Genomic DNA, 22,152 nt, shown 5'->3' on the forward strand with positions numbered 1-22,152 from the left:
TATATATTATGAATAAAGTTATTTATATTTTTTTTATTGTAATTATATTAATATCATGCATCAAGCCAAAAGAAGAAGATAAACCTGCAAATACAAAAATAAGAATAGGATATTTATATGAATTTGCTGGAGCTTCAGCTGTTGCAATAGCAAAAGAAAAAGGTTTTTTTGAAGAAGAAAATTTGGATGCTGAATTATATGAATTTTTTAATGGACATGCTGCTATTTTATCTATGATTTCTAAAGAACTTGATTTTACATATATAGGTCATGCCGCACATTCTCTGATTATAAATGGAGATGTACAAATATTAATACCAAACGGAATAAGCAAAGGCGAAAAAATAATAACAGGAAAATGGACCGGAATTAAAAGTATTTCTGGTTTGAAAAGAAAAATAGTGGCAACCCACTTGGGTACTTCAGGTGAAACTATGCTTAATATAGCATTAAAAAATAATAATATAAAATTACAAGATATAAATTTAACCAATATTAATATTACCAATCTTGCTAATGCTTTAATAAACAAACAAGTTGATGCCGTATCAACATGGGAGCCTTATGCAAGAGAAATTACTGATAAGATTCCAAATGATTATATTCTATTATCAGATATAATAAATTACATAGATGAAATTGCATTAACAAGCAGTTTTGTATCAACATTAGAATATATAAATAATAATCAAGATACAGTAAAAAAATTTTCAAGAGCCATATTAAAAGCTATGGATTATAGAAAAAATCATCTATATGAAGCAATAGAATTCACATCAAAACTTACAGGAAATAATATAGAATCTATAGAAAAAGAAATAGATACAGCAATATTTTTTACATCATCAGATATAAAAAATGCCTGCAGCTCAGGAGAGATTCTAAAATGGTATGAAACACAGCAAAATATCTTTTTAGATTCTAAAGTTATAAAAGCAACTGTACCTGTAACAAATTATATACAACTATCAATTCTTACTAATGTACTGTATAGTTTATAATTCAATTTTACCGCCTATGCTTCTAAATTGCTCTATAAAATTGAAAGATGATTTATTTATAGATTCAGCATCATCTATAATTATATTACCATCTGAAACAGAAGATGCCACAGCAAGTGCCATAGCTATTCTATGATCATTATGAGAAGTAGTATTTCCTCCTCTAAGTTTTTCAACTCCTTCTATTAATATTTCATCTTCAGTTACCTCTATCTTAGCCCCTATCTTTAAGAAACTATCCATCAAATCACCCATTCTATCACTTTCTTTATATCTTAATCTTCCCGCATTATACAATCTTGTTTTACCTTTTGCTGTAGCAGCAAGCGTAGTAATTATAGGACCTAAATCCGGAATATTAGCCATATCTATATCAAGTGCATTTAATCTGTTTGTTTTTTTTATCGTAATAGAATCATCATCATTGTATAAAACAGAAGCTCCCATAAATTTTAATATATTGAGTATTTCTTTATCACCTTGAATAGAATACTTATTAAGACCGTATAATGTAGTTTCTCCTCCCAAAGCACCCGCAGCGGCAAAAAAAGCAGCATGCGACCAATCTGATTCTACTTCATAATCAATACCTGAATATTCCTGATTGCCGTATACTTCTATTATATTATTATCATGTCTTAGAGTTTCTATATTTGCTGCTTTAAGTGTTTTCAAAGTCATCATAACATAAGGTTCTGACTCTAATTCTCCATCTATAATAATATTAGAATTACCGTCAAGCAAAGGCAAGGCAAATAAAAGTCCGCTTAAAAACTGACTGCTTAAATTCCCAAGCACTTTAAAATTTGAAGCTTTCAATTGTCCTGATATCTTAATGGAATCTTCTAAATGAATAAATTCTAATCCCTCTTCCTTCCATATTTTTTTATAAACTTCAATAGGTCTGGAAAATAATTTTTTAGACCCTGTGAAAGTACAAGTTATTCCCAATGCTGACATTATTGGAATTAAGAATCTTAAACTGCTTCCAGACTCTTTAACATCTATAGTTAATTCTTTTTTATATTCTTTTTTAGGAAAAACTTTAAGATCATCGTCAATAACTTCTAAATCAGCAAAATTTGATACAGCATTTTTTGTAACCTCTACATCAACACTCACATTGTCAATCCAATGCTTTATGATACTTGGGGTTTTAGCTAATGATGATGCTATTAAAGCTCTATGAGCATCACTCTTACTCATTTGAATATAAATAGATCCGAAAATTTCTGAAGGTTTAACAGTTAATAACATAATATAACTCCAATAATTATAAATTACTGCAATATAGAATCAACAAAACTTTCAGCATCAAATTCTCTGAAATCATCAACTTTCTCTCCAAACCCTCCATAGTATATAGGAAGCGATAAATAATGAGCTATACTTATTGCCACCCCTCCTTTAGCAGTACTATCCAACTTGGAAACTATAGCCCCCTGTATATCCAAAGCATTAGTAAATACTTTAGCCTGCTCTATTCCATTATGTCCCACATTAGCATCTAATACTAATATTGGTACAAATTTAAATTCTGTAAATCTCTCTGTAGCTATTTTCTTCATCTTCTCAAGCTGTCTTACCAAATTTTCCTGATTATGAAATCTTCCTGCAGTATCAACTATAACTATATCAGCATCAGTAGCCTTTGCTTTATCCAATGCTGAAAATAATACGCTTGCAGGATCCCCAGCCTGCTGACCTTTAACTATAGTAACAGAAAGTCTATTAGCCCATTCTTCTAATTGTTCTATGGCAGCGGCTCTGAATGTATCTGCTGCAGCTAATATTACTTTATGATCTTTCTTTAATATATTAGCTAATTTTGCTATTGAAGTTGTTTTACCTACTCCATTAACACCAACTATAAAAAGTATTGTTTTATCTTTCAGTTCTATTTTCTTTGAAATAAATTTAGATATTAAAATTTCTCTTAAATATTTTTTAGCTTCTGAAGGCTCTTTTATATTCTCTTTCTCTATAACATCTCTAAGTTTTGAAATAATATCTTTTGTAGTTTCAACACCTGCATCAGCTGTTATTAATGTATTTTCTAAACTTGCAAAAAACTCATCATTGATTGATGAAGTATTAAATAATGATGATAATGAAAATTTACTTTTAGAACTTGTTAATGAAACTTTAGGCTTACTTTTAGATTTTTTTATCAAAATAAAAAGTATAATTAAAATAATCACAATAGCACAAGCTATTATTATAATATTCATAGAATTCATTTTATCCATTTCTCCGATTAAAAAAAATTATTTAAAATATTATATAAGCTATTAATATTTTTTCAAGTTATTATTATGATAAAATAAAAAGCATTGATAATATATATATTATTATCAATGCTTTTGCCTCTATAAAAAATAATAATTAATCAATTATTTTTAATTAATTAAATGCTTGGAAAGAACTAGCTGTAGCATTACATAAAGGGCATTTAGCTGGAGCTGAACCTGCTTCAACATATCCGCAAACAGGGCATAAATAATAAACTGTAGGTAAAGTTTTGTTAGCATTTAAATCCTGCATAGTTTTATTATATAATGCAGCATGAGTTTTTTCAACAGCAGCTGTTCTGTTCATTAAATCAGAAACATTTTTATTATTTTCTTGTAAAGCAACTTTGCTGAAAGCCGGATACATTTTTGTATACTCATAAGTTTCGCCTGCTATACCGCTTTTTAAATTATCAGCATCAGTACCAACTTTAACAGTATTGATTGTAGCTGTTAATGCTTTAGTAGATAATTTAGAAGATACAGCCATATCATTTAGAAGTTTAGCATGTAAAGCCTCTGCTGCAGAAGCTGCTTTAAACATAGCAGCAACACTTTTATTTTGAGTTTTTTTAGCATACTCAGCATAAGTAGCAGATGCATTCATTTCTCCGTTATAAGCCTGCATCATACCATCTAAAGTAGATTTAGCTGTTTGTCCATATACAAGACTAGCAAAAATAAATAAAAATAGAATAAATAAAGTAAATTTTTTTATCATGTTTTTTCCTTTTTTAATATAGTGTTTTTTATATGTAGAGGCAACATATAGAGTATAAAACCTTTAATACAACAAAAAAGTAAAATAAACAAACATTTTTTTTACAAAAAAAGAACAATATAGTAAAATAATGTTAACATATACTAACTTTAATACAAAAAATAATCATATAAAAATAAAAAAGGCAGTAAATTTTACATTTACCGCCTTCTATTAAAATATTATTTAAATTATTTTTACTTTCTCATTTTTTCAATAGCTTTTGCCAATATAGATATACCTTTATCAATATCTTCAGGTTTAGAATTAGTATAATTTAATCTCAAAGTACCTAAACCTCTCTTAGCTTCATAGAAAGGTTCTCCTGCCACTACAGCAACACCATCATCAGAAGCTTTTCTTGAAAGCTCTACAGCATCTATTCCTTTAGGAAGTGTAGCCCATATAAACATACCGCCCTCAGGGTGAGTCCAATGCATATCTTTAGGTAAATATTTATTCATAGCCTCAAGCATATAATTGCATTGTCTGCCGTATAAATCTATTATTTTTTTAATATGAGCATCATAATCATTGTCTTCAAGATACTGACTTACAACTACCTGAGCAAATGTTCCTGTATGCAAATCTATAAGCTGTTTATAATCTTTCATTTTGGCATACAATTCTTTTTGTCTGCATGCAATCCATCCCAATCTCATACCTGGAGCCACTGTCTTTGAAAAAGTACCCATTAATATAGCCTGCTCTCCTAAATATGCCCCAAAAGATTTCTGATGTTCTCCTTTAAATCTTAATTCGCCGTAAGGATTATCTTCAACAAAAAATGTATCTTTACCTTTCATAATATCAGCTATTTTTTCTCTTACCGCATTTGTATATGTTATTCCTGTAGGATTTTGGAAATTAGGCACAGAATAAAAAAACTTATGATTGTATTTATTCATAGCATCTTTAAACTCATTTATATCCGCTCCATCTTCATTCAAATTGACAGTATGAATATTAGGATTATATAAATGAAATGATTGTAAAGCTGCCAAATAAGACGGATCTTCAACTAAAACATCATCATCAGGATCTATTAAACATGAAGAAATAATATCTAAAGCCTGCTGAGAACCATTGGTTATAAGTATGTCTGAAGCTTCTACATCAATACCTTGTTTTTTGTATCTATTGGCAATGAACTCTCTTAAAGGTCCGTATCCTTCAGTGCTGTTGTATTGCAAAGAATAAGCACCTTTAGTTTCTAATACTTTATTTGCTGCAGCTTTAATATCTTCTACAGGAAAGGATTCAGGATTAGGCAAACCGCCGGCAAATGATATTAAATCGCCTTTGGCAGCTACTTCAAGCATAATTTTTACAAAACTGCTTTGAAAATCTTCTTTTAATGCTCTTTTTGATAATCTTAATTTCATAATAATATCCATTTAAAAAATTTGTTATATATTATACACTACTATTAATAACAATGCTATATTATTTTTTGATTTTTTATCAATATATTATTTTCTTAAAACAACTATATAAAAAAGGGAGATTTTTGTAATCTCCCTAATTTTTATTAAACTAAAATAATTATTATATCTTCCAATCAGGGAAACGTTTTATAACCGCAGAAATAATATCAGTTTTATAATGCTGTTCTAAATTCACTAATTTTTGGAATTCGCCAAATATTATTTTAACATCTTCTTCAGACTCATTCTCTATAAATTTAAGCAGATAAGCCTTGTCAAATACCAAATCATACACAACTTTCAAAAGTTTCCTAGCCTGTGCAGAAGTTTCTTTTTTATCAAGCATTTTTGAAAGATGCGGTATTATACTAAGCAAACCTATCATAAGAGAATTTTTATTTATATTTATATCTCCAGCACTCTCATCATAATACTCCCCGTCAAGTATCTTCTGAGCAAAATAAACAAATGATTCAGGACATTCCCTATAATGAAGAAATATATCATCTATAGTTTTAGCAAGCATATCAGTTTTTCCGTCTTCAAATAATTTATTGACTATAAGATAATTATTTTTAACCTGAGGAGAATAAAGCATTTTAAGTATTATATTATAATAATCATCTCTTCTGCCGTCCCAAATAGCTTTTATAAATTTCTCCCTATAATTTGAAGAAGGAAGTACCTCATAAATATGTGTATAATCATCAATATCTTTAACAATATCTGAAAGCAAAGGTATGCTGCTGTCAATATTAGACTGACTTCTCAAATATATTGTACTTATTATTCTCTCATCATTAGGAGCTTTTTTATCTTTAGAAATACGGACAAAATAATCATTCATCTCTTTAGCTTCTTCAGAGTTTAAATTTGGAGTATAAGTTAAATACTCCATATATATTTGATATCGCTCAAAGAAATTATCAGTCTTATTGAATTTAGATAAACTTTCAGCATCATAAGTTTCAGCTTCCTCATTATAAAGAAAAGTATTCTTATCAAATTTAACAGTAGTAGAAGCTCTCACAGATTTTTTTGCACTTTCAAGCCATTTAGCATAAGCTGATTCAGCAACTACAACATCAGGCTTTGAAGTCAATTCCTGCTTTAAATCTTTTGTAGTTATTGTCTTTTTATATTTTAAAATAATAGTTAAAAGCTCTGTAGGATTTTCTTCTGCTATTTTTTTAACTTCATTAAGTCTATAAGCCTTATAAACATTAATATCATCATCAGGCAATGTTGTAAGAGACTGTATAGCCATATCAAATGTCATTTTCCTTATATCTTCCTGAGATACAAATTTTATATTAACATTATTGATATCTATAGATTTAATCTTACCTACTCCGAAATTTCTATGTATAACATATTTATCAACATCATATTGTATATACTTTTCAAATATTTCTATACAATCTTTAGGTTTTTTATTGACATTTGTAATAGAGGATATTTTTTCTATCTCTTCAAAAAGTGTATGATTAGGATATAAAGCCTTATAAACATCTACAAGTCTATGCCTGAAAAATTTTGCTTTTTTATTATTCTGTGCTACTATATCCTGCTCATAATTAAGCAAATTTTTAATAGTTTTTAAAGCATCATTATATCTGTTATTCTCAAAATAATAGAAAAATATTATTTTCCATACATCTATCATTATATTAGAATCTACAAGAGCCCTCAAAGAATTTTCATATTTAAGCAGATAGTTATAATTATCAGGTTCATATTCCAATACTTTTTTAATATCGCTTTCAGCATTATTTCTTTCTCTCATAAGATTTCTTTCAAAAGCAATCTTATAATAATGCACAGCACTCTTTATATCCCCCGCCATTTCTTTGGTATGAGCTATTTTTTCAGGAAGTTCCGGATTTGAAACATCAAATCGTATGAGTCTTTCCCAAATTTCTAATGCTTCGGAATCCCTATTAGTACTTTGATAATAACTTGCTAAATACCTTAAAGCATAATCACTCTCATAATATTCATCTAAAATCTTTTGCGATATAAACTCAACTATATTCCATTTTTTAGCATTTTTAAAAATACCTAAAAGTTTTTCCAGACTCATATCTGAATAATTTTCAATTTTTAAATTTAAAAATCCATTTGCATATAAAGCGGATATATGATTTGGATTTTTATCTAATTGCATTTTAGCTGTTTCTATAGCAGAATTTATATCATTATTATCATTTATGTCATTGAGAATACCTGATAAATCAACAAAATACTTAGTAGTATAATTAAGAAGAGGTTTTCTCGTAAATGTTTCTTCTGAAAATACATTTTCTAATTTTTGTAGAGCTTCTGACATATTATCACTCCTTATCTAATATTTTTATGTAGTATTGCAGCAAATCTTTATCTATTACAGCCATCTTTCTGCCCCATACCTTAACTTCTTCAATATCTGAATCATTCTGTCTCATGATGAGATATGTAGTTAAAAATGCATACGAAGATAAAAGTTTAGGTGCGGTAATTTCTCTAAGTTTTACCTTTCTGTAATCTGCCTCCAATCTGGATATATTTCTTCTAAGATCAAATTCCTCCTGTTCATTTAATGGTCTTTTGACATCCAATATGTTCATAAGTTCCCCATAAGCACTCATCCATAATATTATCTCTTCTTGGCTATTATTATGAACACCTCTTTTTATTATTATATCTCTGATTTCTCTCACTATTTCTATGCTTATATTCTCAAATTCTATACTTAAAGGATCATAAAACAAAGCTTCTCTTATATACATTTTACACTTTTTTTCATTGCCTAATTTATCATAAATCATAGCAATATAACTTAGTGTTCTTGAATTATATGGTTCTATAGTATTCAAATATTCATACGATTTTAATGCTCTAGAATAATCCTTTAACTCTATAAAAGCATTAGAAAGTAAATGTAATTCCTCCGTGCCTTCAATATCATTGGTGCTTCGCTGCATTATCAACTCTATAATCTTATTATAAACATAATAATGAATAGCGTTAATTGATATTAAATTTTCATCATAAGACTTTCCATGTATAAATACATTGAATTTCTTATAAGTAGAATCTAAAAGCCTGCAGTATTCTATGCAGTTTCTCTGTGCAGTTTTAAGTTTATCAAGCCTGTTAATCCAAAATTTGACACAGGATATATTTTCATATAGATTTTCACATTCAAAATCTTTTGACATAATTCTATCAAAGTCTTCCATAGACTCTATAAATAAACCCTGCTTTAATTTAGTTTCTATAATGCTGAAAATATCTTTAACAGACTCTTTTCTAGAAAATAATTCCTCTTCCATTATATTTAAAATAAACTACTCCCTTAAAGCTAAAAAACGTACAGAGATATATACGCATATTACTATAATATAATCAAATAAACCCAAATTGTCAAGAGAAAATAATACTATTAAAAGTAAAAAATTTATAAAAAATAATATTAATTATGATATACAAGTTCTCCAGACTTAAAAACCATACTGCATAAATTATTATCCATACTATAAAGTAAAAAATTAAGGTTATCGCAATTCCATACTATAATATCAGCCTTTTTACCTGCCTCTATACTTCCTATTTCTTTACCCCTATTGATAGCACATGCTGCATTTATTGTAACTGCATTCAGTATTTCTTCTGGTTTAAGCCTGTATATAATATATGCAAGCTTCATTATAAACTGCATATTAAAAGAAGGACTAGAACCCGGATTATAATCTGTAGCTAATGCTATAGGAACTCCTTTATCTATCATATATCTAGCTCTTGCATAAGGCATATTCAAATAAAAAGAAGCATTTGGCAAAAGAACAGCTATTACATCCTGATTTTTTATAACATCTATGGATCTGTCATCAGACATAATCAAATGTTCGGCACTTACAGCATTAAATCTAGCTGCTAAATATGAACCTCCGCTTGTTTCTAATTGATCCGAATGAACTTTAATACCTAGATTATATGACTGAGCAGCATTAAGAACCTTATCTGTTTCCTCCATATCAAGTCCGCAGTTTTCACAAAACACATCGCAAAATTCTGCTATTCCTAACTTTGATATTTTAGGAATCATCTCATTACATATTAAATTTATATAAGAACCTCTGTCATCTTTATATTCATCTGGTATTACATGCCCTCCCATAAATGTACTTACTATATCTATTTTATGATTATCATTAAGTTTTTTCATAACTTTTAATATCTTTATTTCATCTTTAACCGTTAACCCATAGCCGCTTTTCCCCTCTACTGTGGTAGTTCCATATTGAAGCATCTTATCTAATATTGGTATTGATTTCTTATAAAGTGCATTTTCTGTTTGATTTCTAGTATCTCTAACTGTAGATAATATTCCGTAACCTGATTTTATTATATCAGAATAGCTCATATGACCTATGATTATATTATATCTCTCATCTTCTCTTGAACCGCCGTATACAAAATGGGTATGACAATCAATCAGACCAGAAGTAACTAATGCTCCGTTAGCATTAAATGTTTTTTTAGCTTTTTCTTTAATAGAATCGCCAACATACTCTATTATCCCATTCTTTATGCCTATAGAAACATTATTATATACTTTTATCTCCCCTTGTTTCTTACCGTATAAGGGGGTATCTCCTTGTGCTGTTACAATAGAGCCTATATTTTTGATAATGATGTCTAACATAATGCACTCACATTTTAATCTATACTATATATTAACAGAGAAGTTATATAGATTGTAAGATGTTATTAATATAATAATTAATAATAAAATAAGAAATAACTTATCAACTATTTTAGAATTAATTTTTTTATTTACAAATCTTCCCAATATACCGCCGCATATTCCGCCTATAATCATTACTAATAAATAATTAAGATTAACCTTTGAAGCATCTCCGTCAGCAACACTTATAAATACATTTGAAATTTGAGAAAATAATATAATATATAAAGAATTTTGAGCAGCAATTTTAGAATCCATACTAAAGAAAAAATATAGAAAAGCTATATTAAAAGGACCTCCGCCTATACCTAAAAATGATGATAAAAGCCCAAGAACTAAGCCTATTATTACGCATAAAAATATATTTTGTATATGCATAGATTTTATTTTTTTATCACCCATATTTTTTACTGTAAATACTAAAGTAAAAAATGTTAATAGTATCAAAATAGATGATTGAAAAATACCTGCTATATTTTCACTATTAAAAAATGCTATAAGATATGAAAAAAGCATCTTTCCAAATATACCGCCTATAATTCCTCCCAAAGCCAAAGGAGTTGCTACCTTAGAATCAACAAGACTATCATGTTTTATCTTAGATACAACAAATGTATATAAACTCATAGATAAAACAGTACAAGATGATAAAAAACTTATTTTACTTACTTCAAGCACATTCAAAGAATCAAGAACAGGCTTTATTATAATTCCTCCGCCTATTCCGCATATAGCACCTATTACAGATGCTGATAAACTTACAATCAAAAAAAACACTATCATTTTTCTATACCAAGATATTCTGTCAATTTATCATAATCTGTATTAAGTATAAGATGCTTTGGAAAATCTATTGATATCAATAATTCAATTGAATCTTTAAAATCTCCTACTTTGTACTTTGAATGAGCATCAGAAGTTACTACAATATTAGTTTCATATTTTTTACAAGTTAAAGCAACTTCACGGCATATAGGACTGCTTCCTTTCCTGACAGTAAAAGATGATGAATTAATTTCTATTAATTTATTATATTCTTTGCATAATTTCACTATATATTCAATATCAAATTCAAATTTAGGATTTCCAATATGACCTAAACAATCAATATGAGGATTTTTTATAATTTCAGCATATCCATTTGTATGTTCTTTTTTATTCAAAGGCTGTATAGAATCCTCATGATAAGAAGCTATAACAAAATCTAAATATGCTAATACATTTTCACTTAGATCTACTTTTCCGCTGTAATCTACTATATTAGCCTCGCAGCCCCTAAGAAGTCTTACACCATTAATATAATTAGGCAAACTATGCATAGCTTTAAAATGAACTAATTTGGCTCCGTCACTGGAAGCAGGACCATGATCTGTAATAGCTAAAGCTAAAAATCCTTTATCTTTAGCTGAGTTTAACATTTCATCAACTGTGCTATAAGCATGCTCGCTTACTAAAGTATGAGTATGTAAATCAGCTATTATATTCATAATAAATACCTTATTATAATTTTGACTTAGCTATTTTTTCTATTAATTCTATAGTATTATCAATTCCTATAAAATCGCTATTTAAACATACATGATAATTTCTAGAATCTCCCCAATTTTTTCCTGTATAGTAATTATAATGTTTCGCCCTTAATTTGTCTCTTTCCTTTAAGATCTTTTCTATATTTGTACTGTCTAATTTATATTCATTAACTGCTCTTTTAATTTTACTCTCCATATCAGAATAAATAAAGACATTAATACAATTATCCATACCTTCCAATATATGATTTGCACATCTTCCTACTATAACGCATGAATGTTTAGAGGCTACTTCTTTTATAACATTACTCTGTGCAAAAAACATAGTGTCTTGCAAAGACTCGCCATTACCAAATACCATATTACCGGCATAAGATCCCGCTATAGCAAAATTAAAAAGAGAAGCCCCTGTTAATTTCTGTTCATTTTCTTTAATATATTCCGGAGAAAATCCTGTTTTATCTGATGCCATTTCTATTATAGCTTTATCATAAAAAGGTATATTTAAATCCTTAGCAACCATTTCTCCAATATATCTTCCGCCGCTTCCGAATTCTCTGCTTATAGTTATAACAATATTTTTACTCATATAACCATATACCTCCATTATATTCTGTTAATAGTTTACCAATATTATCTGTATTTGTCAAATTTAAACTACTTCTTTTCTTATATTAATGTATAAATGTTTTAGAATATTTATTATTAATTTTTTGTAAGCAAAACATACAGAACTTTACTGCTAATAAAAAAATTCTTATTAGCAGATAAAACCCCATTCCAAAATAAGAATATGCTATAAAAATAAAAACTCTTTGGTTTTTTTCAATATTTTATATAATAAATCAGAAGAAATCAGAGAAAGTTTTTTCTCTTGCATTTGCATCTTTCATTACGCCTATATCGTATAAATATCTAGTAACTGCCAATGAAAAACCGCCTTTTATAGGAGTTTTAGGATATAATATTATTATAGGTACTCTTTTTTGAACAGATATCATAACCTTTTCTTCATCAAATAGTACAGGTCCTAAAAGAACCAAATTAATATCAAGAGAAAATTTTGCCGTTACCTTCTTAACTTCTCTGTATAAATTAATAGCCCAATCTATATTTTTTACTTTATTTACTATCAAATACATCTTATCTGTCATATTATTGACATAAATCATTTTCATAAGCCTGTAAAGATCTGTCAATGCTGTAATTTCCGGATTGGCAACAAGTATTATATCATCTGACATTTCATAGAAACGCATCATAGGCTGAGTAATACCGGCTGCATAATCTATTATAACATAATCATAATCTTCAGCTAAAACTTTTAAATCTTTAGCAAGGTTTGACAAATTAAAATCATTCTCAAACTGAACAAATCTCTGTATATTAACTCCAGCACTAATAACATCTATACCATATTCACTTTTTATAACGCAATCTTTTAATGTGAGACTGCCTTCAAAATATTCCTGCAGTTTAGACTGCGGTTTTACATGGAGTAAAATAAATACATTTGAACAGTTAATATCTATATCAAAAACTAAAACTTTATATCCTCTTGAAGCTAATTCTGCTGAGAAATTAACTGAACATAAAGTTTTGCCTGCACCGCCTTTTCCGCTAGAAAAAGATATTATTCTTCCCATAATTATTGTCCCGTATACAATTTTAATACTTGAGCCACTTTTAGACGAACATTCTCATCCCAATCTAATATATGAGGCTTTAAAGCTTTAATTACAGTAGTTTTATCGGAATTTTCTACATTTTTTGCCAACTCTTCAAGAGCTTCTAGTCTTTTTTCAACTTCTTCGCTTTCTAAAAGTGAAAAAATTTTATTCATAGTTTCTTCCTTAAAAATCTAATAAATAACACTATACTCATCATATATTATACATTATATAATATTTTTGTCAAAATAAAACCATTTAATTAAATTTAAAATATGAATATATTAAATATATCACTGCATCTGAAAAGGTTTTTCTTTAGTAAAATCAGGATTATAATTATCAGAGCTTTCCATTTCCTGAATAAATAAATTTTCAAATCCTAAATCCAAAGCATAATCAACTAAATCATCATACTCTTTTTTATACAGCTTTCTATTTATATTTTCAAAATTACAAGCCTTAAATTTTGGATTATACTGCGACATCAAAGATATAGCCGTATTTAAAAAACCTCTCTCCTTAAGTTCTATTAATACATCATAAGAATCAGACTCATTATTCGGAAGTATTAAATGCCTTATTATTATCCCGCTTTCAGCAATGCCTTTTTCATTAACAACTAAATCGCCGCTTTGCTTTTTCATTATTTCTATTGCATTTATTGCAATGCTAAAATAATTTTCAGCTTTAGAATATTTAAAAGCCTTATCATCGAATACATATTTTAAATCAGGTAAATATATATCTACAATACCGTCTAAACAATCCAATAACTCCTTAGTATCATAACCATTGGTATTATAAACTATAGGAAGATTAAGCCCTTTTTCTAAAGCTATTTTTAAACCTTTTAATACAGGATAAATAACATGCGTCGCACTCACCAGATTAATATTTTCAGCACCTTGTCTTTCTAAATCCAAAAAATAATCTGACAAAGTTTCAGCATCAATTATATCCCCTACTCCCTCAGAACTTATTTGATAATTCTGACAGAATACGCAGCCTAAATTACAGCTAGAAAAAAATACTGTACCGCTTCCGCCTTTGCCTACAAGCATAGGCTCTTCTCCGAAATGCAAAGTATGAGATGCAGTTTTTATATGATTGGTATCTTCAAAAATTCTGCATCTGCCTATTTTATTTTTATTGCGATTAACATTGCATATATGTCCGCAGCAAATACATTTATCATAAAGAAGTTCTGCTTTTTCTAGGGCTTCATCTATTTTTTTTAAATGTTTTTCATTATAGTTCACAGTATATTCCAATAATTTTTAACTTATAATTTAATTTTAAAAACTAATCAAAATTTATAATCATTTATTATTTTCTAAATATTTAATAGCCCATTCACTCATCAAAACAGGAGGCTGATATAATTTTGACTCATCTACTTCAAATTTACTATTATGATGAGCTATATTCTTTTCTGTCATAGTAGAAAATAATATAAAAGCTCCGTCAATCTTCTCCAAATAATCAGCAAAATCTTCACCAGCCATAGATAAACTATAATGAGATGCCTTTTTAAATCCAAGTTCATTACAAACTTCATTTAACTGCTCGTATATTTTAGCATTATTAACAACAGGTGCTCCCCTTCTTTTTATCACAACTTCAGCTTTAGCTCTGTTGGCTGCTGCAATAGATTCTGCAACCTCTTTTATTCTTTCTGTTATGAATGCTCTATTTTCTTCGCTGAAAGTTCTGAAAGTGCCTTCAATATTTACTTCAGTAGGTATTACATTATATTGTGTTCCGCCATGCATCATACATATAGATATTATTACAGGCTCTGTTGCAAGTATTTCTCTGCTTTTTATATTATAAATACCCTGCACTATCTGACTTGCTGTAAGAATGGGATCAATAGAAAGATGAGGATATGCTCCATGTGCACCTTTTCCTATAACTTTAATAAATATCCTGTCATTAGAAGCCATTAAAGGACCTTCTTTCAATATAAACTCTCCGCTTGGAGTATCTGCAGACAAAGTACCTATATGAGTACCAACTATAGCTTTAACTCCATTCAGTAAACCTGAATTAAGCATATTATGTGCACCTACTGCCAATTCTTCTGCAGCCTGAAATACTAATCTTACAGTACCTTTCAATCTTGATTCATTTTCTTTTAAATAATGTGCAGCACCTAAAAGACAAGCAGTATGTACATCATGTCCGCATGCATGCATGTTCCCATTTTTAGAAGCATATTCAAATCCTGTTTCTTCCTGTATGGGTAAAGCATCCATATCTGCTCTTATAGCTGCAATATTATCACCGCTTCCTATATCGCATACTAATCCGCTGTCAAGTGAAGATTCTTTATAGGAAAGTCCTAATTCTTTTAATTTATTTGTAACATAATTTTTTGTTTGAGGAAGATCTGTTCCAACTTCAGGAATTTGATGCAGATCTCTTCTCATAGAAACTATAATATCATTTAATTTTTTGTAATCCATTTTATCTGCCTTAATAATTATTTTGTATTAGTATATAAATAAAAATTATTAAGTCAATAATTAAAAATATAACATATAAAAAATAAATTTATATACATAACTCATTATAAGTTTATAATGAGAACAATATAAAATTGCAATATATATAGCACATTCTAAATACACATTTTAAATAACTTAATTTTTACAGATTAAATATGTAATTTATATAGCATTTTATTTTTATGATAAAGCATAAAAAACAAAATTATAAAAATTACATAATAATAGATTTTAAAACAACTATTTATATAAATTACTATTTTACTGAATCTGATATATCTTCTTTTGCTTTTTCTAATCCCTCAGCTGCCTTTTTTAATCCTGATTCTATAGATTTAGAAGCATCGTCCATAGCTTTGGAAGGATTAATATTTTCTATAGCTTTTGAAAAATTATCAAGTCCTTTTTCAGCAGTATCACCTGCTTTTTCTACGCTGTCTTGCAATTTTTTTGAAGCATTATCTATTTTTTTATTTATAGTATCTGTTGCTTTATCTATTGCACTTTTATCTTTCTCGCATGAAAAACTAAATATTGATAAAATAATAACCAAAGAAAATATAATACTTTTCATAAGATAATACTCCATATTTTTTTGTATAATTATAATAATTAATATATATTTGTCAAGATATAGGAGAATTAGATATATAAACATTAACTTTATATTTATTTTTCATATTCTTTGAATTATATATGCTTGTAGCTTTTGCAAGTCTGTCATTAAATTTTTCTACTAGAAAATCAGCATCTTCCACTTTAGGTGCTAATATCACTTCTTTTAATGACTTGTTATCAAATATATAAAGATAATTTTTGTAAGAGCGTTTCATCTTATCATCTATATGCAAAGGGTTACTTCCATATTCTACAAGCTGTATTATACGCATCTCCTGCTCTTCTATAAAAGATGAATCCTTTATTAAATACTGAATATTCATAAGAAGCTGATATGATAATGACAATTCTTCTGAATTAAAATCTTTTATAATTTTAAATATAGAATTGAATATATAACCTATATTGTTTTTTAATTTCTCATAAACTTTTTTATCACAGCTCCAAACATTATACTCGTTATTTAAATCAATGATAATATTATCATAATCAGATTCGCAAGGATTAAATATTATTTCATTATTTTTAGAATTGTAATATAAAACAAAATATAAAGGCAAAGTCTGTTCATTATAGAATTCTATATTAGAATAATTATTTTTATCATAAGAAAATGAAAATACTATGCTGCTATTTAAATTATTAAAAGAAGTATCAAAAAATGATTTATCAAATACCAAGCAGCAGCCTGTACCTTCTTTATTATCAGATTTTCCATATAGTCTGTACATAGTTAAAGAATCTTTGCATCTGCTGAATGATGTTTGTAATGCAATAAAATTATTAATGCTTCCGTATTTAGAATTTAGCTTATTATTTCTAAGAAGCTGCATCAATATCTTTCCTTCTTTAGGATCATTTGCATTTTTTATGCTTGTCATTCTAAGTTTATTTTTCTTTAAGTATGTATTGTATTTTGAATTATCTGATTTATCGTATCTCTTATCAAAAGCCATGTCATCGAAAACTTCTATGCTTGTATAATGGGATATCTCATTAATTTTATCATCATCTTTTACAGAAACTAAATATAAAAATATATACTGCAGTATCCAAAGCCTTTTTAACTTTGGTGTATCTTTAATATTCCTTACTATAAAATTAAAATACTCTTCTTTTTCTTCAGTCCAAAAACTATTTTCATGCAATACTATATCAATAATTTTTTCTATGCCTATATATTCTATAAACCTTGATATAATACCGAATATATTAATACTTTTAGAATCTTTGATATTTAATATAATAGTTAAAGCATAATCATACTGCTCTAAACCTATAAGGGCCTCAGATTTCAAAAAATATATTCTGTCATATATAGTATCATTTCCCATAATGCCTATTTCTATATACTCTATATAATCTTTATTTTTTATAATAGTATCGCCTTTTGAATTATTTTCATCTAAAATAGAAAGTGCCTTATCAAGACATTCTATAGCTTCTTTATATCTTCCTGTATTTATAAGCAAAGCTGCTTTATTTAAATATAACACTTCCAAAGATTTATTTATTTCAAAAGCTATATCATAAATATTGAATGCCTCATCTATTCTTCCAAGTTTTTCTAAAACCATAGCAACATTTAAATAAGCATAATCATATCCAAGCTCTAAAGCCTTATTAAAATAAAATAATGCATCTTCATACCGCTCTAACTTTGAATATATGATTCCTATATTAAAATAAGATATCTCAGATTTATCATCTATTTCTAATGCCATATTAAATGAGTATAAAGCCTCATCAAATGCCATTAACTTTGCAAGTATTATACCTTTATTGATAAAAGCCTTCTCGTATAAGGGATTAATTTCTATAGCTTTAGTGTAATAGTCTATTGCTTCCTCATATCTATTTAAATAATATAATGTTAATGCAGTTTTATAACAGCTTCTTGCAAAATATCTGTCTGTATAATTTTTATCAAGCTCTTCATTATTATTTTCAAAATAACTTATAATTTTTAAATATATTCTAAGTGCTGAAGAATATTTCTCTAAATTAAAATAAAATCTAGCCTGAATAAACATATTCTCTATTCTATCTTTCAGCATAAACAATTCTCCGATGATTAGTATTATTTTATTATAAACTATTTTTTAATTATATAAAATTCTTTAATTATATAAAAATACTATTGACAAATTTTTTATAAATGTTAATATTACTATATAAAGTAATATTACTAATAAAAATATTTTAATTTAAGGATTTATGTCTATGAAAAATAGTAATAAGGGGTTCTTCGGTAAATTCGGAGGGAGATTCGTACCAGAACCATTAGAAAAATTATTAATTGAATTGGAAGAGGCATTTGCACATTATATTAATGACAAAGAGTTTTTAAGCGAGCTTGAAGAATTAAGAGCAGATTTTATAGGAAGACCTACTCCTTTAATGTATGCTAAAAACTTGTCAGAAAAAATAGGCGGTGCTAAAATCTATGTTAAACTTGAAGGCTTAGCAAATACAGGTGCACATAAGATTAACAATTCAATAGGACAGGCACTTTTAGCCAAGAAGATGGGAAAGAAGAAGATTATAGCAGAAACGGGGGCGGGTCAGCATGGACTTGCCACAGCTGCAGCATGTGCTAAATTAGGACTTGAATGTTCTATATATATGGGCGAAATTGATGTAAAAAGACAGCAGCCCAATGTTGCCTCTATGGAATTATACGGAGCTAATGTAGTGTCGGTAACAAGAGGAGGAAGAGGACTTAAAGATGCTGTTGATGCGGCATTAGAAGATTGGGTTAAAGATTTAAAAGATACTCACTATTTGCTTGGAAGTGCAGTTGGACCTAGCCCTTACCCGGATATTGTCAGGACTTTCCAATCGGTAATAGGAAGGGAATTAGATAAACAAATACAGGAAAAGAATTTGAATGTTAAAGCTATGATAGCATGCGTTGGCGGCGGTTCTAATGCTATAGGATTTTTTGAGCCTTTTATAGAAAGAGAAAATCCAAAATTAATAGCTGTTGAAGCAGGCGGTATAAGCATGAATCTTGGAGAAAATGCCATTAGAATGAAAAACCCTTATGCAAAAGATGTAGCAGCTCAAGGGTATATGAGCAAATTTATATTAAAAGAAAACGGAGAAATATCAGAAACTATGTCTATATCTGCTGGTTTGGACTATCCCGGTGTAGGTCCTCAGCTTGCATATTTGGGAGAATCTGGAAGAATAGAGTTTACTTATGCTACTGATAAAGAAGCAATTAATGCTGTTAAAGAGTTTGCTAGAAATGAAGGAGTAATATTTGCATTAGAAAGTGCCCATGCAGGTGCTAAAGCTATAGAATATGCTAAACAATACACAAAAGATGATGTAATTATAGTTAATATGTCCGGAAGAGGAGATAAAGATATATTCATAACTTCTCCTATATTCAGAGCAGAAAAATGGAAAGAATTCTTAAGAAATGAATTAGAGAGATTAGAAAAAAACATAGATATTCACAAATTTTAACCTCACAATTATGTATTTTTTTGCTTATAGGTTTTTGTTTATTATTTATTAATATTCAAAAACCTATTTTTTATTTTTACTCGTATATTTATATAAATTATGCTTATTTTAAAACTAATTTTATTTATAGTTACTGTACTAACCAAATGAAGAAACAACCGCTTATTTTTTTATAGCTATACAAAACTGCATATTTATATAAAAATGATAATTATTCTTACTCTATAATGCGTATTTTATTAATAATAACTTTTAAATTAATTGTATTCTTGAAAAATATATATTTTATTATAGAATAAAGCTAGATTTTAATTAAATTCTATTGTTTTTATAAAATCATAGTATTTAGTTTGAGGATTTTTTATATTGAAAAATAAAGTTTATTTCATTATATCTTTGCTTTTTATAGTTTTAATAATTTCATGCAAAAAAATAAATTTATTGAGTCCCTCTATTATACCGCCTCCTACGAAGTTTCCTGTTTCAGGAGAAATGCCTGATTATATAGTACCTTCGCCTATACCTCCAGAAAATATAGAGGAAAGCTATATAGAAATAAACCCTGAAATAGTTGCAAATGGTACTGTTTTTGGGGGTTACGGAAGAAGATTCAAATTTCAAAACGAATGGTATGTTTTAGCTACTAATGAATATCAATATAACCCTAACACTAAAAAACTTACTCCTTCAGCAAAAGGGGCATTACTAAAAATTAATAATGACGGAAGTACAATAATTAAAATTCATAGTTTATCATTAGCTGATAATTTAGAAAATACTGAATATTGGAGAAATTTAAACTCAAAAAAATTAGTTATAGAATCAGATAAAGTAACAATACCTTCATCAAAGGCAAGACAAAAAACTTTTAATTTTCCTAAATATCCATACAGATTAGATAGAGCAAATTTTTATAATACTAATCCGCCTCCTTATTATAACTTTGCATGCTATGGAAACTTAATTATTTATGCAGTATATAGAGAATCTCAAAGTCTTATAAATTGGTCTGATTCTGCTAATGAAATAGAAAAAGCAGATTATTATATTCCAGGTCCAGATAATTATGAGCTAGGTGTACAGGGTGTACATGGCATGGAAACTTTAGACTTTTCTGCTTTATTTTATATTAAAGGCAAATTATTTATTACAGGTCAAAAGTCATTTGCTGATGATAATCTTCGCGGATATAGAGACCCTCAAGCCTCTCAATATACATGTGATTCAAAAAACTACTATACTGTTGATATTACAAAAGACACTCTAAATAATAATAATTGGGATAAACATGAATTCCCTTTTCCAGAAAAAAGACAGCAGTTTCTTATAAAATATGATAGAAATAAATTAGACAAAGTATATATATATGGAGGAATATCTTCGCATTATGAGTATAAAGGCGGATATTGGAAAGAAGTAAAAGATAAAAATTTTAGCGAGAAAGACGGAGTATGGTCAACAGAAGACGGTATAAATTGGAAAGAAGAAAAAACAATAGATGTAAGTAAACTTGATAATTATTATTATGATGCTAATCGTGATAAAATTGATATAGTAGGAGGATATGAATCAGAAGAATACGGAACTCCTTTAGAACCTTCATATACAGAATTAAACGGCAAATACTATAGGACTTTTAACAGCACTTATCCTATACCTCCAATAAAAGAGATTATGGAAACCGTTGATAGATTTGAAACTAACTTCACTGTTACAGAAGAACATATTAAAAAATCTGGTTATTATCAATTACAAGTCTCTTCAGTGCCTCCGGATAAAGCCAAAGAATCCGACTGGGCTAATATTGTTCCTAATAATGAGATAACTTCTGCTATAGGATGGGAAAGTGGAGGAACTGATTTATTTACTTTCAATAATAAAATAGTTCGTTTGATTGATTATGACAAACAATTTAAATTAAACAATCAATATGAAACGGCTTTAAATCTTGCAGAGAAATATTATAATCTGCTTTTAAACTCTTCTATTTCTGATTTTAAAAAATATGATTATTATTTTCTATATTATAAAGCTATGGCTGACATGATAAAAATTATTAAAGATAAAGGCAATGATTATTTTCTACCCGATGAGGCAGTTACGCATTATACATTTAATATATGATTACAATTAATAA

19 protein-coding genes are annotated in these 22,152 nt (G+C 28.0%); 3 read left to right on the plus strand and 16 right to left on the minus strand.

The window, feature by feature from the left end:
• Positions 1 to 8 precede the first annotated feature (8 nt).
• Positions 9 to 1,001: an ABC transporter substrate-binding protein gene (locus BHAMNSH16_RS02220; protein WP_008732015.1), complete on the plus strand. Its 993-nt coding sequence runs from the start codon at positions 9 to 11 to the stop codon at positions 999 to 1,001.
• On the opposite strand, the gene aroA is transcribed toward BHAMNSH16_RS02220, so the two are convergent.
• The 16 genes from aroA to BHAMNSH16_RS02300 form a co-directional block, all read right to left on the minus strand.
• Positions 996 to 2,258, minus strand: coding sequence for a 3-phosphoshikimate 1-carboxyvinyltransferase (aroA, locus tag BHAMNSH16_RS02225; protein WP_008732013.1), 1,263 nt, complete (start codon positions 2,256 to 2,258; stop codon positions 996 to 998). The genes BHAMNSH16_RS02220 and aroA overlap by 6 nt on opposite strands.
• Positions 2,259 to 2,281: 23 nt before the next feature.
• Positions 2,282 to 3,241: a signal recognition particle-docking protein FtsY gene (gene ftsY / locus BHAMNSH16_RS02230; protein ID WP_039955037.1), complete on the minus strand. Its 960-nt coding sequence runs from the start codon at positions 3,239 to 3,241 to the stop codon at positions 2,282 to 2,284.
• A 163-nt stretch (positions 3,242 to 3,404) separates the two neighbouring features.
• Positions 3,405 to 4,013: a rubrerythrin family protein gene (locus tag BHAMNSH16_RS02235; RefSeq protein ID WP_008732008.1), complete on the minus strand. Its 609-nt coding sequence runs from the start codon at positions 4,011 to 4,013 to the stop codon at positions 3,405 to 3,407.
• Positions 4,014 to 4,249: 236 nt separating this feature from the next.
• The gene (locus tag BHAMNSH16_RS02240) at positions 4,250 to 5,437 is read right to left on the minus strand and encodes an aminotransferase-like domain-containing protein (protein ID WP_008732006.1); all 1,188 of its coding nucleotides are present in this window, start codon (positions 5,435 to 5,437) and stop codon (positions 4,250 to 4,252) included.
• Positions 5,438 to 5,600: 163 nt separating this feature from the next.
• A complete protein-coding gene (locus BHAMNSH16_RS02245; protein WP_008732004.1) occupies positions 5,601 to 7,808 on the minus strand; it encodes a transcript cleavage factor in 2,208 nt (735 codons plus the stop codon).
• Positions 7,809 to 7,812: 4 nt separating this feature from the next.
• Positions 7,813 to 8,793, minus strand: a complete 981-nt coding sequence (locus BHAMNSH16_RS02250; RefSeq protein WP_008732002.1) for a tetratricopeptide repeat protein — start codon at positions 8,791 to 8,793, stop codon at positions 7,813 to 7,815.
• Positions 8,794 to 8,933: 140 nt separating this feature from the next.
• Complete coding sequence (gene hutI, locus BHAMNSH16_RS02255) at positions 8,934 to 10,166, minus strand: imidazolonepropionase (RefSeq protein WP_008731999.1); 1,233 nt, start codon at positions 10,164 to 10,166, stop codon at positions 8,934 to 8,936.
• A 24-nt stretch (positions 10,167 to 10,190) separates the two neighbouring features.
• Positions 10,191 to 10,991, minus strand: coding sequence for a sulfite exporter TauE/SafE family protein (locus tag BHAMNSH16_RS02260; protein ID WP_069731707.1), 801 nt, complete (start codon positions 10,989 to 10,991; stop codon positions 10,191 to 10,193).
• Positions 10,988 to 11,695, minus strand: coding sequence for a phosphatase (locus BHAMNSH16_RS02265; protein WP_008731985.1), 708 nt, complete (start codon positions 11,693 to 11,695; stop codon positions 10,988 to 10,990). The genes BHAMNSH16_RS02260 and BHAMNSH16_RS02265 overlap by 4 nt, the downstream gene beginning before the upstream one ends.
• 13 nt (positions 11,696 to 11,708) lie before the next feature.
• A complete protein-coding gene (locus BHAMNSH16_RS02270; RefSeq protein ID WP_008731987.1) occupies positions 11,709 to 12,326 on the minus strand; it encodes a cytidylate kinase-like family protein in 618 nt (205 codons plus the stop codon).
• Positions 12,327 to 12,582: 256 nt separating this feature from the next.
• Positions 12,583 to 13,383, minus strand: coding sequence for an AAA family ATPase (locus BHAMNSH16_RS02275; protein WP_008731989.1), 801 nt, complete (start codon positions 13,381 to 13,383; stop codon positions 12,583 to 12,585).
• 2 nt (positions 13,384 to 13,385) lie between these two features.
• The gene (locus BHAMNSH16_RS02280; RefSeq protein ID WP_008724735.1) at positions 13,386 to 13,580 is read right to left on the minus strand and encodes a hypothetical protein; all 195 of its coding nucleotides are present in this window, start codon (positions 13,578 to 13,580) and stop codon (positions 13,386 to 13,388) included.
• A gap of 120 nt (positions 13,581 to 13,700) precedes the next feature.
• Entirely contained in the window at positions 13,701 to 14,669 is a 969-nt protein-coding gene (locus tag BHAMNSH16_RS02285) for a radical SAM protein (RefSeq protein WP_008731991.1), read from the minus strand.
• Positions 14,670 to 14,729: 60 nt separating this feature from the next.
• Entirely contained in the window at positions 14,730 to 15,878 is a 1,149-nt protein-coding gene (locus BHAMNSH16_RS02290; protein ID WP_008731993.1) for a M20 metallopeptidase family protein, read from the minus strand.
• A 298-nt stretch (positions 15,879 to 16,176) separates the two neighbouring features.
• Positions 16,177 to 16,494, minus strand: coding sequence for a BAR domain-containing protein (locus BHAMNSH16_RS02295; protein ID WP_008731996.1), 318 nt, complete (start codon positions 16,492 to 16,494; stop codon positions 16,177 to 16,179).
• Positions 16,495 to 16,546: 52 nt separating this feature from the next.
• Entirely contained in the window at positions 16,547 to 18,595 is a 2,049-nt protein-coding gene (locus BHAMNSH16_RS02300) for a tetratricopeptide repeat protein (RefSeq protein ID WP_069731708.1), read from the minus strand.
• A 166-nt stretch (positions 18,596 to 18,761) separates the two neighbouring features.
• Between BHAMNSH16_RS02300 and trpB the strand changes: the two genes are divergently transcribed.
• Positions 18,762 to 20,015, plus strand: a complete 1,254-nt coding sequence (trpB, locus tag BHAMNSH16_RS02305) for a tryptophan synthase subunit beta (protein ID WP_008728553.1) — start codon at positions 18,762 to 18,764, stop codon at positions 20,013 to 20,015.
• Positions 20,016 to 20,381: 366 nt separating this feature from the next.
• Positions 20,382 to 22,139, plus strand: a complete 1,758-nt coding sequence (locus BHAMNSH16_RS02310) for a hypothetical protein (RefSeq protein ID WP_008728552.1) — start codon at positions 20,382 to 20,384, stop codon at positions 22,137 to 22,139.
• Positions 22,140 to 22,152: the final 13 nt, after the last annotated feature.

This window comes from Brachyspira hampsonii, assembly GCF_002214805.1.
In the GTDB taxonomy this organism is placed as follows: Bacteria; Spirochaetota; Brachyspiria; order Brachyspirales; family Brachyspiraceae; genus Brachyspira; species Brachyspira hampsonii.

What these genes read in the sequence shown, in the direction of transcription:
- BHAMNSH16_RS02220 (WP_008732015.1), top strand. Translation starts at nt 9, where the DNA reads ATGAATAAAGTTATTTATATTTTTTTTATTGTAATTATATTAATATCA.
- trpB (WP_008728553.1), top strand. Translation starts at nt 18,762, where the DNA reads ATGAAAAATAGTAATAAGGGGTTCTTCGGTAAATTCGGAGGGAGATTC.
- BHAMNSH16_RS02235 (WP_008732008.1), bottom strand. Translation starts at nt 4,013, where the DNA reads ATGATAAAAAAATTTACTTTATTTATTCTATTTTTATTTATTTTTGCT.
- BHAMNSH16_RS02240 (WP_008732006.1), bottom strand. Translation starts at nt 5,437, where the DNA reads ATGAAATTAAGATTATCAAAAAGAGCATTAAAAGAAGATTTTCAAAGC.
- BHAMNSH16_RS02295 (WP_008731996.1), bottom strand. Translation starts at nt 16,494, where the DNA reads ATGAAAAGTATTATATTTTCTTTGGTTATTATTTTATCAATATTTAGT.
- BHAMNSH16_RS02300 (WP_069731708.1), bottom strand. Translation starts at nt 18,595, where the DNA reads ATGCTGAAAGATAGAATAGAGAATATGTTTATTCAGGCTAGATTTTAT.
- BHAMNSH16_RS02250 (WP_008732002.1), bottom strand. Translation starts at nt 8,793, where the DNA reads ATGGAAGAGGAATTATTTTCTAGAAAAGAGTCTGTTAAAGATATTTTC.
- BHAMNSH16_RS02265 (WP_008731985.1), bottom strand. Translation starts at nt 11,695, where the DNA reads ATGAATATAATAGCTGATTTACATACTCATACTTTAGTAAGCGAGCAT.
- BHAMNSH16_RS02290 (WP_008731993.1), bottom strand. Translation starts at nt 15,878, where the DNA reads ATGGATTACAAAAAATTAAATGATATTATAGTTTCTATGAGAAGAGAT.
- BHAMNSH16_RS02260 (WP_069731707.1), bottom strand. Translation starts at nt 10,991, where the DNA reads ATGATAGTGTTTTTTTTGATTGTAAGTTTATCAGCATCTGTAATAGGT.
- hutI (WP_008731999.1), bottom strand. Translation starts at nt 10,166, where the DNA reads ATGTTAGACATCATTATCAAAAATATAGGCTCTATTGTAACAGCACAA.
- BHAMNSH16_RS02275 (WP_008731989.1), bottom strand. Translation starts at nt 13,383, where the DNA reads ATGGGAAGAATAATATCTTTTTCTAGCGGAAAAGGCGGTGCAGGCAAA.
- BHAMNSH16_RS02270 (WP_008731987.1), bottom strand. Translation starts at nt 12,326, where the DNA reads ATGAGTAAAAATATTGTTATAACTATAAGCAGAGAATTCGGAAGCGGC.
- aroA (WP_008732013.1), bottom strand. Translation starts at nt 2,258, where the DNA reads ATGTTATTAACTGTTAAACCTTCAGAAATTTTCGGATCTATTTATATT.
- BHAMNSH16_RS02280 (WP_008724735.1), bottom strand. Translation starts at nt 13,580, where the DNA reads ATGAATAAAATTTTTTCACTTTTAGAAAGCGAAGAAGTTGAAAAAAGA.
- ftsY (WP_039955037.1), bottom strand. Translation starts at nt 3,241, where the DNA reads ATGAATTCTATGAATATTATAATAATAGCTTGTGCTATTGTGATTATT.
- BHAMNSH16_RS02245 (WP_008732004.1), bottom strand. Translation starts at nt 7,808, where the DNA reads ATGTCAGAAGCTCTACAAAAATTAGAAAATGTATTTTCAGAAGAAACA.